Origin of the sequence: Marvinbryantia formatexigens DSM 14469 (assembly GCF_025148285.1) — a bacterium.
Classification (GTDB): Bacteria; Bacillota; Clostridia; order Lachnospirales; family Lachnospiraceae; genus Marvinbryantia; species Marvinbryantia formatexigens.
In genome coordinates this window covers 3,460,836-3,472,464 of record NZ_CP102268.1, presented here as the reverse complement: position 1 = coordinate 3,472,464, position 11,629 = coordinate 3,460,836, and the positions used below count along the sequence as shown (strand labels likewise).

7 protein-coding genes are annotated in these 11,629 nt (G+C 49.8%); 1 reads left to right on the top strand and 6 read right to left on the bottom strand.

From position 1 onward, the window contains the following. Positions 1-11: 11 nt before the first annotated feature. The 4 genes from NQ534_RS16105 to NQ534_RS16090 all read right to left on the bottom strand — a co-directional run bounded on the left by NQ534_RS16105 (position 12) and on the right by NQ534_RS16090 (position 8,075). Positions 12-2,384 carry a glycoside hydrolase family 2 TIM barrel-domain containing protein gene (locus tag NQ534_RS16105; protein WP_006863014.1) on the bottom strand — a complete coding sequence of 791 codons (2,373 nt, stop codon included), beginning with the start codon at positions 2,382-2,384 and terminating at the stop codon, positions 12-14. A gap of 20 nt (positions 2,385-2,404) precedes the next feature. Next, positions 2,405-3,955, bottom strand: coding sequence for a GH39 family glycosyl hydrolase (locus NQ534_RS16100; protein ID WP_006863015.1), 1,551 nt, complete (start codon positions 3,953-3,955; stop codon positions 2,405-2,407). A 20-nt stretch (positions 3,956-3,975) separates the two neighbouring features. Beyond that, on the bottom strand, positions 3,976-6,315 hold the full coding sequence (locus NQ534_RS16095) for a glycoside hydrolase family 3 C-terminal domain-containing protein (RefSeq protein WP_040784222.1): 2,340 nt from the start codon (positions 6,313-6,315) through the stop codon (positions 3,976-3,978). A gap of 74 nt (positions 6,316-6,389) precedes the next feature. After that, positions 6,390-8,075: an MFS transporter gene (locus NQ534_RS16090; protein WP_050778341.1), complete on the bottom strand. Its 1,686-nt coding sequence runs from the start codon at positions 8,073-8,075 to the stop codon at positions 6,390-6,392. Positions 8,076-8,302: 227 nt separating this feature from the next. Between NQ534_RS16090 and NQ534_RS16085 the strand changes: the two genes are divergently transcribed. After that, positions 8,303-9,502 carry a helix-turn-helix domain-containing protein gene (locus NQ534_RS16085; RefSeq protein ID WP_006863018.1) on the top strand — a complete coding sequence of 400 codons (1,200 nt, stop codon included), beginning with the start codon at positions 8,303-8,305 and terminating at the stop codon, positions 9,500-9,502. A gap of 240 nt (positions 9,503-9,742) precedes the next feature. Here NQ534_RS16085 and NQ534_RS16080 read toward each other — a convergent pair whose 3' ends face one another. Both NQ534_RS16080 and NQ534_RS16075 read right to left on the bottom strand, forming a co-directional pair. Continuing rightward, positions 9,743-10,408, bottom strand: coding sequence for a hypothetical protein (locus NQ534_RS16080; protein ID WP_006863019.1), 666 nt, complete (start codon positions 10,406-10,408; stop codon positions 9,743-9,745). Positions 10,409-10,445: 37 nt separating this feature from the next. Beyond that, the gene (locus NQ534_RS16075) at positions 10,446-11,399 is read right to left on the bottom strand and encodes a hypothetical protein (protein ID WP_006863020.1); all 954 of its coding nucleotides are present in this window, start codon (positions 11,397-11,399) and stop codon (positions 10,446-10,448) included. Positions 11,400-11,629 lie beyond the last annotated feature (230 nt).

The following is an 11,629-nucleotide window of genomic DNA, read 5'->3' as shown; positions in this document are numbered from 1 at the left end:
CAAGTGCTTCGTCACACCGCTGTGACGGCAACGCTTTCTGTGCCCAGCTTCTCCCCAGATACGGATATCTTTATCTTCCCCGGCTGCGGTGCATAGACCACTGCCAGCGCTCTGCCCTGATAGGCCGTAAAGCTGCCGGCATCATACCGCTCCTGTGTGCAGGGATCGGCGCTTCCGAAGGCAAGCAGCGTGCCGCCTTCCACACTGACAGAGAGCTTTTCATCCGCATTCGATTCCACGATGCCGTTTTCTCCGGTAATCTCCACCGGAACGTATACAATATCTCCTGCCTGTATGACCGTCTCCTCCGGCTTCAGAGTGATACGGAATTTCCCCTTTGCCGAAGACAGCGTGCTCTCCCCAAGGACCGCCCCGTCTGCATCATAAGCGACCGCCCGCAGGGTGCCCTCTGCGTATCTTGTCTTATACACGGCTTTGCATTCCTTCAGCCGCTTCTTTCCCAGTGATTTCCCATTCAAAAACAGTTCCACACCGGCTGCCCCGGCATAGATCTCCACCTGCGCCTTATTTCCGTCGCAGCCTCTCCATGACCAGCTTTCAATCGCATTGGTACCGCGCCATACGGATTTTGAAACGCGCACGCCCGGATGGTTCACCGGCCGGACCGCGATGACCGGCTTATCCGCGCGCTCCCAGACCGTTTCCGCATACCTGCAGGAGGCATCCGGATTTCCCAGAATATCGATCACGCCCGTGCCGCCCAGGAGCCACGGATACGGCCGGTTAAAGGGCATTCCTCCCGTATAGCTCCACGCTCCCAGCCCGGCCTCTCCCAGATAATCCCAGGCTGTCCACATAAAATCTCCCACCAGATAGGGATATTTTTTCACCTGCTCCCAGTTTTTATAGATTTCATACGGGAAGGTCTCGCTGCCAACGATCACCCGCCCAGGATGCAGCTTTCCCTCCAGCGGATAGCGGCCGGAAGCGTAATTATATCCGGCAATATCCAGCGCATCCAGTATCGGCGTGGTGACCATATCCACCTTTTTCGAATTTCCCGCTTTATTCATCCCCGGTCCTACCACGGTCGCCATCATGTTAAAAATCAGGCTGGCGTTTTTCGGCTCTTTGCTGTCATTTGCGGCTTTTTTCTTCTCTTCTTTATCCACGTTATCATACTGGCCTTTTCCTTTGGCATAATTCCCCATAATCATCAGATTCATTCCGCCGGTGACTGCACGGGAAGCATCCAGGCTTTTTACGAAAGAAATCATTTCTTTTCCCAGCTTTACTCCCTCCGGCTTTCCCGGTTCGGAGACTTCGTTTCCAATGGAATACATGATAACGGAAGGATGATTATAATCCCGGTCGATCATGGCTTTCGTATCCGCCTGCCACCATTCTTTAAAGTCCCTGCCGTAATCGTATTTGCTCTTTCTCACGTACCACATGTCAAAGGTCTCATCCATCAGATACATCCCGTACCGGTCACATGCCTCCAGCATGGCTTTCGAAGCAGGATTGTGGGCAGAGCGGAGCGCATTAAATCCGTGTTCCTTCATGATCCGGACTCTGCGCTCCTCACTTTTCGTCCAGCATGCCGCTCCGAGGATACCGTTATCGTGATGGAAGCACCCGCCCCGAAGCAGCGTCTGCTTCCCGTTTACCAGCAGTCCCCCGCTGCTCCACGTTATCAGACGGATGCCGAATTTTTCCGTTACCGTATCGCATACTTTGTCCTGTTTTTTCAGGGACACCCTGCACTCATAGAGGTAAGGCGTCTCATCCGACCAGAGCTTTGCATCCGGTATAGCAAGCTCCATATTCCGGCCGCTTCCGGATGCAATCACCCGCCCCTGCTCCAGAATCTCCACCAGAATTTTTGCTTCATCGGAAACACTGGCGTCCGTCTCCACCCGGATACGGGCAGGCGCAAAGGACAGCGTCGTGATGCGCACGCCCTGATACACAATATGCTCTTTGGGCGAAATCAGCAGCGAAACCGGGCGGTAGATACCGCTTCCGGTGTACCAGCGGCTGTTGGGAAGCTCTGAATTATCCACCGTTACCGTAATGACGTTTTCCCCGCCGTATACGAGAAATGCATCCATGCAGATGACAAAGGGCACATATCCATACGGTCTGCCGCCGGCTTCTTTTCCATTAATGAATACCTTGCTGTTGCGGTACACCCCTTCAAATTCAATGGAAACTGTCTTCTCCCGCCACTCGTCCGGAGCTGTGAAACGCTTCTCATACACATATTTTCCTCCCGGAAAGTATCCGTGAGCGCCGCCTCCCGGCACATCCGGCCGCCTCTCCTCATGAATCATGGCGTCATGGGGCAGCGTAACGGTCTGCTTCTTCGTGCTTCCTTCTTTCCAGAATATCCAGTTATCATTAAACGTTTGTCGTTTCATAATTATTACAGACTCCTTTTTCAGCGATATATTTTGATCAGATGTACATCATTGACTCCCAGCACAGCCGTCATATGCAGTCTGCCGTCTTTATAAGTATAGGGCTGCTCCTCCTCCGCCAGAGAGGCGGCTTCATCGATTCTGGCGGCATCCGCCGGTTTCATGTCCATCGGACTTCCCATTTTCTGCCAAAGCTTCAGGGGATTTCCGTGGTCTTCATCAATTTTCTGTACCGTCACCCGCTTCGGCGCATCGCACAGAATTTCTATTTCCGCAGTTTTGACCGGCAGCCTGCGGCACTTCAGGTCGAGACGGTACAGCAAAAGCTGCAGCCCTTCCTCATTTTCAAAAGCGCCCAGCTCAATCTCATTTTTTTCCGCCTGTACTTCAATGCGTGTATCTCCCACCTGGCGCAGAAGCGCAAAGGCATGATACACCGGCTTCCGGATGCCGTGAATGGTCAGCAATCCGAAATTTCCCGAAAATTCCTGCGGAAATAGAAAGGATTCCTCAAAAATATCAGAAAAGCACCAGATCGAGCTTCCCTGCAGATGTCCCTCCACATCCAGAATATTTTTCACCGCATTGGCCGCCAGCTTCCTCGTATCATTATGGGGCGCCCCGCAGCAGGAGGCGGCATTCCATTCCGTATAAAACAGCGGCAGCCCTCCCGCCTGCTCTTTGACCGCTTTCACATTATCGGAAAATAAGGTTTCCGGAAAATCTCTCGTTTCAGAGGAATCCTCAAACATCAGCCGGATTCCCTCGTTGATGCTGCCGCCGGGATGCTTTCTTATCTTCTTCATGCCTCCGCATACCGCTTTCACCAGCCCCTTCATCATGCCGGCGTCATGTCCCAGCGGCTCGCCCATATACTGATGCGTGGAACAAAAATCTATAGGAACCCTGTGCGCCCGGCAGTAATCCACCAGTTCCTTTACCCAGGAATTAGTCGCCGTGGCAGGTCCTCCCACCCGAAGCGTCCGGTCCACTGATTTGATTGCTCTGGCAGTGTGTGCGTAAAGCTTAAAATAATCCTCCTGGGTGCCACTGAAAAATGTTCCGATATTTGGCTCATTCCATACCTCAAAGTACCACTGTTCTACCTCTTCTTTTCCGTAACGGTCAAGGAGAAAGCGGATAAATTTTTTGACAAAGCCCTCCCACTCCCCATAATCCTTCGGCGGCGAAATACTGGCTTTATAGCTGAAGCCAAGCTGCTTTTTATTGCGGGCAAAGAGCGCCGGCATAAAAGACAGCTCCACCAGAGGCCGCATCCCGGCGGACAGGACATTATCATAAGCCAGACCAATCTGATTAAACGAGACGTCTCTGAATTTTTCCATCCCCGGCATCGGAAGATAACTCTTCAGGTGGAGAACCACCTTCATATCCTCATCGAAAATGCCATGAAAACGCACCCGCTCTATCCCCAGCTCCTCATGCACCCGTTTTAACTGCGCCACATAATCTGTGCGCAGCGCCAGCGGCGCATGACCGCTTCCAACACAAAACTGATAATGCCGGTCAAAAATATGACGTTTTTCTTTTCCTGTGATTACATATGTCATAGGGATCCCCCTCTCTCCTGCTATTGATTCAGTTCCGCCAGCAGCTTGTGCAGCTCCTCCTGCTTCTCCTGCGGAAGAAAGCCATCCAGCATACCAAGCGGCTGCCCCAGCAGCACCTGCACGCCGCCGGTTCCTCCGGCAGCATTTCCTGCACGCTGCGCAAGCATATCGATCGCAGCCAGATTGACGCCGCCGGGAAGCTGCTCCAGCATCGCCGCCATTTCTTTTGGAATGAAGCCTGCCGCCGCCATGCCCTTTATCATATAAATGATATTCTCAACCAGAAACCGGCGTCCCTTCGGACTCTTCGCAAACTCGCCCATCGGGATACCAATGTGATAGCCGCCTGCCGGCGGAACCGGCTCCGCCTCCATCTGCACCTCTGCTTCCAGACAAATATCATGCGCGTTTTCTCCAATTTGAATGGTATATTTCCCGCTTTCTGTGCGCCACTGATGAACCGTCGGATTCCAGTGGGCAAAGGCACGTTTCTGCAGAGTAAAGGTAACCGTTTTGCTCTCACCCGGAGCCAGCTTTACCTTGACAAAATCCTTCAGCTCCCGCACCGGCCGGATCATCTCCACCTTTTCCGGAGCGACATACACTTGAACGACCGCTTTTCCCGCTCTTTTTCCTATGTTGGTTACCGTTACCGCTGCCGTTAAGTCTTCCCCTTCCGTCAGTTTCTTTTTATTTAACTGCAGATCGCTGCAGCGGAAAGTCGTATAGCTTAACCCGTGTCCGAACGGAAACAGCACCTCCTGTTTTTTACTTTCATAATAACGATAGCCGACAAACAGCCCTTCATTATAATTCACCACACCGCCCTCGCCAAAGTAATACAGATAAGATGGATTGTCCTCCAGGCGCTTCGGAAATGTCTCCGGCAAATGCCCCGAAGGGTTCACGTCTCCATAAAGCACATCTGTCACAGCCTCCCCGGCGGCCTGCCCTGCCAGATAGCATTCCAGAATCGCCTTCGGTCTGTCCACCCACGGCATCTCCACCGGAGAACCGTTGTGCAGCACCACTACGGTATTCGGATTCGCCGCGCATACGGCTTCAATCAGCATATTATGCCCCTCCGGAAGGCGCATATGGCGGCGGTCCACTCCTTCCGATTCCATCCCATCCGTGAGACCGGCAAACACCACCGCTATTTTTGCCTGCTTTGCTTTTTCGATTGCCTGTGCAAGCAAAAGCTCGTCTGTCTCTCCGTCGGGACGGCATCCCGCGGCATATTGTGCCCGGACGCCGCGATGCTCTGCCGCTTCCAGGGCGCCGACTACCTTAAAGCTGTTGATATGACTGGAGCCTCCGCCCTGATAACGCGGCTCCTTTGCAAAGGGACCGATAAACGCTACGTCCGCTTCCTCTGCCAGCGGCAGAATATTGTCTTCGTTTTTCAGCAGCACCACAGACTGCCCGGCGATCTCCCTGGCAAGAGCATGGTCCCCTTCGTAATCAAATGCAATATTCTCTCTGTGCTGCTCTGCAGCCCGGAACGCCAGCTTCAGCAGACGGATACAGCACGCATCCAAAGCTTCCTCACTCAGTGTTCCATTTCTGACAGCCTCCACGATCAGATGATCCGTATCCTCCGCCGGCATCGTCAGATCACAGCCCGCCGCCACCGCCGCCGGACGGTCATGCGTCGCACCCCAGTCGCTTGTCACCACTCCTTCAAAGCCCCATTCCTTCCGCAGAAGGTCTGTGAGATATTTCCGGTTGGCGGTGGAATACACGCCGCCGATTTTGTTGTAGGATGCCATAACCGTCCACGGCTGTGCCTGCTTTACCACCGTCTCAAAAGCCGGCAGATAAATCTCGCGCATGGTTCTCTCGTCCATTTCCGAGCTGGCATCCATGCGGCGGTGCTCCTGACTGTTGGCGAAAAAGTGTTTCAGGCTCGTTCCCACGCCCTGGCTCTGCACGCCTTTCACAAAAGCTGCCCCCAGCTCGCCCGCAAGATACGGGTCTTCCGAAAAGTATTCAAAATTCCGCCCGCACAAAGGGCTCCGCTTGATGTTTACTCCAGGGCCAAGAAGTACATGAACGCCGGTGCTCTGGCACTCCCTTCCGAGCGCTTCCCCCATACGGTAAAGCAGATCCCGGTCAAAGCTCGCTGCTGTAGCGCAGGCCGCCGGAAAGCATACCGCAGGAATACTTGCATTTTCTTCCAGAGAATTTATCTTTCCCGCCTGGGTCCGCAGCCCGTGAGGCCCATCGCTGGTGCGCACCTGCGGCACTCCCAGACGCTCTACTGCCTTTGTAAACCAGTTATCTTTTCCCGAAGTAAGACCTGCCTTCTCCTCCAGCGTCAGCATAGAGACCAGTTCCCCGATTTTCTTTTCTGTCATAACCATCTGCTTCCTTTCTGCAATCCCGTTTGAGCGGCGTTTCAGACCGCCGCTCTGATCAAACAATGCCGGATTTATTTTTTCCGGTTTTTCTTCGCCGCCTTTGCTTCTTCCTTTGCCCTCCGGGCGGCAAGCTTTGCCTGGTATTTTGCTTCTTCCGTCTTAAAATCCAGGCCCTTTTTCGCACATTTGGCCTTTAATTCCTCAATGCGTTTTTCCTCCGCCTGCCGGTCAAGCTGCTCCTGCTCCATAGCCGCCTTTTCTTCCGGCGTATAATACACCTCTCCCCGCGCTTCCGCTTCCGCCTTGCGCCGTGCATTGATGTCCGCCGTCATCTGCGGCACCTTATCTTCCACATCATAAAACTTCATAATCAGCGAACCCAGCAGAAATCCGATCATCGGTATTCCCGCAAAGCACCATGCAAAAAAGGTCTGCATTGCCGGCGGCTGATTGATGACGTCCGCCGTGGACGCCGGTGCGATATAGCCAAAGGCATGGATCCCGCTCAGGATAATGCTCTGCCCGATTCCGGCTGTCACGGTAATAATAATGGCATATACGGAGGCAGAAAAGCCGTCTGCGCGGAATTTATTCACCCATTCAATATGATCAAGAGCCTCCGCGAGCTGCGCCATCATACAGTATGTCGGAAGCGCGCCGAAGGATTTAATAACAAGCCCCACCATGACAAGCGTAAAACTCCCCGTATTGGTAAGGATCAGCAGGCTGCCTGCCGCGCTTGCCAGAAAACCGACCTGCGCCACGCGGCGTTTTCCGAATTTATGTACCAGCGGCCAGAGAATCACGATCCCCAGTCCAAGCGGAGCCTGGCCGATGGCATTTACAAGCACCTGCAGACCGGTACCTCCGTCCACAGAGTTGCTGAGTACCCAGTTGCAGAAGTAAAGCATACTGTTTGTCTGCAGAATATTATAGATATTATAAATTACGATAAAGCCCATGATAAGCAGCCAGTATCTGTCTGTAAAACACGCCTTAATCTGTTTGCTCATGGGCACGACCTCTGTCCGGTTCTCGCCGGAGTCATTAATCGCTTCCTCCGTCACACGCTCCTTTGTAAAATAATATTCAAGCAGTGTCGCCGGAATCGCCAGGATCGAGATCGTGCTCATCATCCTGATCCAGGTATCCTGCGCGCCGGTTCCAACGCCAAACTTCTGAATCATGATTGGAAGAATAATCGTCACCAGAAATCCCGGTATCATATTCATGCCAAAGCTCTGCATCATTGCCAGACCGTCACGCTGTTTTGTATTCCGGGTGGAAAGCGGGACCATCAGACTATGGCTCATATTATAGATGGTAAATGCCAGCGCAAAAAACAGATTATAGCTGATAATGATCCAGACAAGCTGCACCTGATAAGACGCCTTCGGCACCATAAACAGCAGACATCCGGTAATCGCGATCAGAAATCCGGACAGAAATATCCAGGGTCTTGCCTTTCCCTGACTGGTGCGTGTCTTATCAATGATGCGTCCCATAATGATATTGGTAATCGCATCAAGAATCTTGGAAAAGACCGGCATAAGCGCCAGGAAGGTTCCCGCGATGCCAAGCACGTCCGTATAAAACTGCGTGAGATAAGTACCCGCCACCGAATAATAGACCATATAGAGCAGACATGGTCCGGCAAAATAGCCAAGCCACATTTCACTTTTCTGCGTATTCGCCGACGTAATTCTGGAATTCATAAACCTTTTCGAAAATAATCCTGTCTTTTTCTTTGCTTTCATCGTGTTTCCCTCCCGTTTTTCTATCAAAATGTACATCGTGGCTAAATGATAACAAAAAGACAGGAGAAACCGTTATAATAAATCAGCTTTTGTTATAATAATTCCGCTTTCATTTGAAAATAAGACTGATTTATTGCTAAAATAGCGTTTTTATGATAAAATACAAAGACGATGATTGCTGTATTTCAGAGCAATGAAATGAATTGACATAAGAGGAGGGTATCCTTATGGAAACCGAAACCAGATTATCTCTGTTCCGTGATATGATTAGCTGCTGTCATAATCTTTACCTGTGGACCTATGACAGCGCGTTCCATCTGATTACCAGCAACTGCCCCGAACAGGCGATTATCGATAATCTGTTTGTGATGAACCGCAGCAGGGACGATTTCATCCGGCAAATAGCCGAGCAGGACACGCCTGTTATTTATACAAATGAGATGGGGCTGATGTGGGTTATGACGCCTTATTTTCTGGATAATGAGCTGCTGCGCTTCTATATTCTGGGACCGTTTTTCGTGGACGATATTCCTCCAAAAAGTCTGGAAGCACAGTTAAATAAGCACAATCTGAGCGTCCCCCTGCGTCAGGAATTTATGCTTTTCCTGCACAAGCTGCCGGTCATCAGCCTGAGCCGCATTTTCGAGTACGCGATCATGCTGTACTTCTGTATTACTGAAAAGAAAATTACCGTCAGCACTCTGCGCTATCATGAAAACACCCGGAAGATCAACGGGGAATTTATCCAGAGGGAATCGATGGACGCCCACGGCACTTACAAGGGCGAACAGGAAATGCTGAGGATGGTGCGGGAGGGTGATCTGAATTATCAGTCTCATATGAACAAAATGTCCATAACCGGACATCTTGGCAAGCTGAGCAATGGCGACCCGCTCCGCCAGATGAAAAATGCGGTATTGGTCTGCATCACATTGTTTTCCCGTGCCGCCATTGAGGGCGGACTGACGCCGGAGGTCTCCTATACCCTGACAGACCACTATTTCCAGAGTGTGGAAGCCTGCACCGCCATCACGGACCTGGTGGAAATCGCCCACACCATGCAGGACGATTTTATCCAGCGTGTACACCGCTGCCGCACCAGCAGCCTTTCGCAGCCGGTACGCGCCTGCTGCGAATATATCAGCCTGCACCTGGAAGACAGGCTCTCCCTGTCCATGTTAGCCCGCCAGACTGGCTACACGGAAAACTATCTGAGCAAAAAATTCAAGCGGGAAACCTCGCTGACTCCCAACGAATATATCCGCAGACAGCGGCTGGAGCAGGCAGCCTTTTTGCTCCGCACAACTCAGGATGATGTGCAGAATATCAGTGAACGGCTGCAATTTTGCTCTCAAAGTTATTTTGCAGATCATTTCCGCAGATACTTCGGCGTCACCCCGACGGAATACCGGAAGCAGAAAATGTAAAAAATACACACTGCGAAGTACCTTGTTCCGCAGTGTGTGACCTGTGATTTATATCTTTTGCTGACCATATACCAGCTTCCGCTCACATATTCGATGATTTTCCCTTCTTCTCCTAATCCAGTTTCTTATACGAAAAATAACAGGAATCGCTTCGCGAACCCTGTAATCAGACTCCTTATAAACTATTATAATGCAAGGTAACTATCATGTCATTGTAGCGATAGTATAATGTATTGCAGCTTAATCCCACAGCGCAAAAAAATATTGCTTAAGCATATCCATCGCTTCATCTTTACAAGCAATCCTATACTGCTCCAGCCGACGTTCTTCTTCACGGTATTTTTCGGCTATCTCCTTATATTCCGGCAGCTCATCCATAAAATGAACGGTACAGCCACCTCCGCGTTTTTTATTTTCTTCCATTTCTTCTTTAGTCTGCAGTTTCTCTCCTAAGAATCCGTATCTCTCCGAAAATTCATGCGATGCACTGGAATGCTCCTCGTCATACAGATTCTTTTTGGAACATGTATTCTCATCTGTCTCTTTCCATAAAAATATCATGCGGTCCAGAATCCTGTCCCATTCCGCATGACAAGTATCATTTACCAGAATGCCATCCTTATTTGTATAATTCTCTCCGAGGAATCCCGGCGATCCATGTCGATAATCTTTTAAATTTTGAAGCATATCTGGAAGAAGAATCTGCAAATATCCATACATATTCCGGACATCCGAATCAGAATATCCCCGTGCAATGCGCTGTTTGCTCCATTTCAAACACCTTTTAACATGTTTGATTTTTGCCCATATTTTGCTCTTCTCCCCTAAACCACTCATTGCAAAATCATAACTGTTCCAGATATTATTGGTTTTGCCTGTCAGTTCTATCTTTTTATGCTTAAACATATGAATCACTCCACTTCAGCCTGCTTTAAGCTATAACTTACACCATTGCCAGAACATTGCTCTCCACAAGCACATCCTCTACCTGTTTCAAAGTCAGTCCCATTTTCCGGGCGATTTCCTCTGGCGACATGCCATCTTCATACCGGGCTACAATTTTGCCTCTTTCCATGCCCTTTTCCATGCCCTTTTCCATGCCCTTTTCCATAGCTTCTTCTTCAATCAAATCACTGTAATTGCACATAATATTCATCCTTTCTTCCATGTCGCGGCTTACATGAATTCCAAAACCATTCTCCAAACGTCCCCGCTTATCTGTCACACTCAGATTACTGGATACAAGCGTATTCATAAGTTCAATGAACGGGTCTGCAGCTTCTTCTTCCCGATTCAGAGCCACAATCACAATTGATATTTTATCATATGCTTCCCTGCGGTCCGGAATCCCCGGAATCAAATCCCTTTTCCGGAAAGAATATTCTGAAATCGCATTTCCAATCTTTTTCGGTGCATTCAAACAAAGCCATATACTGTATACTTTCTTAATGGAATCAAAATCCGAATGCTCAAATTCCCGGTGCTTCTGTGCGGATATTTCCCTCGCGCCATAAAATACAGCCCTCGTCTCTATATTATATCCTGGGTAAAAGCTCTTTTGTGCTTCGACATTAATAATCATTTTTATGATATTATTCCCTTTCGGAATTTTCACGCAAAAGATAATGTCATAATACAGCTTTCCTTCTCCCGGTACGTTGTCTTCATTTGCCATCCCCGCTATTTCCGTATTTGTCTCCCCTGGATTTACCGGTCTTGTCCCAATCTCAGGCTCCCCTTCTATGCAGGAGATAATATCCGGAATTTCCATACTAAAAACTTCCTCTACATTTCTGCGCAATATCCACGCCAAAATCACTTTCTGGGCAAGCAGCTTTTTTACCGCATCATCCAGCTGAGCCTTGGCGGACTGCAAAGCTTCTTCATTCATTCCCATTTTCCTTATCTCCTCTCCTACATTATACTTGAAATATATTTCTTTGACAAGCGGAACCGACTTTGTTCACAAATCACGAAAAATGGATTTTATTCTCGCACAGCTGATATATATTATCGCTCATACTGATGTCCTCCCGCCCAGTTCCATATACAGTAAATATATTATAATGCAAAGCATACATCCTGTCATTGTACCTGTAGTATAATGCCCCATAAATATTTCTTTAT

What these genes read in the sequence shown, in the direction of transcription:
- NQ534_RS16080 (WP_006863019.1), bottom strand. Translation starts at nt 10,408, where the DNA reads ATGTTTAAGCATAAAAAGATAGAACTGACAGGCAAAACCAATAATATC.
- NQ534_RS16090 (WP_050778341.1), bottom strand. Translation starts at nt 8,075, where the DNA reads ATGAAAGCAAAGAAAAAGACAGGATTATTTTCGAAAAGGTTTATGAAT.
- NQ534_RS16100 (WP_006863015.1), bottom strand. Translation starts at nt 3,955, where the DNA reads ATGACATATGTAATCACAGGAAAAGAAAAACGTCATATTTTTGACCGG.
- NQ534_RS16075 (WP_006863020.1), bottom strand. Translation starts at nt 11,399, where the DNA reads ATGGGAATGAATGAAGAAGCTTTGCAGTCCGCCAAGGCTCAGCTGGAT.
- NQ534_RS16105 (WP_006863014.1), bottom strand. Translation starts at nt 2,384, where the DNA reads ATGAAACGACAAACGTTTAATGATAACTGGATATTCTGGAAAGAAGGA.
- NQ534_RS16085 (WP_006863018.1), top strand. Translation starts at nt 8,303, where the DNA reads ATGGAAACCGAAACCAGATTATCTCTGTTCCGTGATATGATTAGCTGC.
- NQ534_RS16095 (WP_040784222.1), bottom strand. Translation starts at nt 6,315, where the DNA reads ATGACAGAAAAGAAAATCGGGGAACTGGTCTCTATGCTGACGCTGGAG.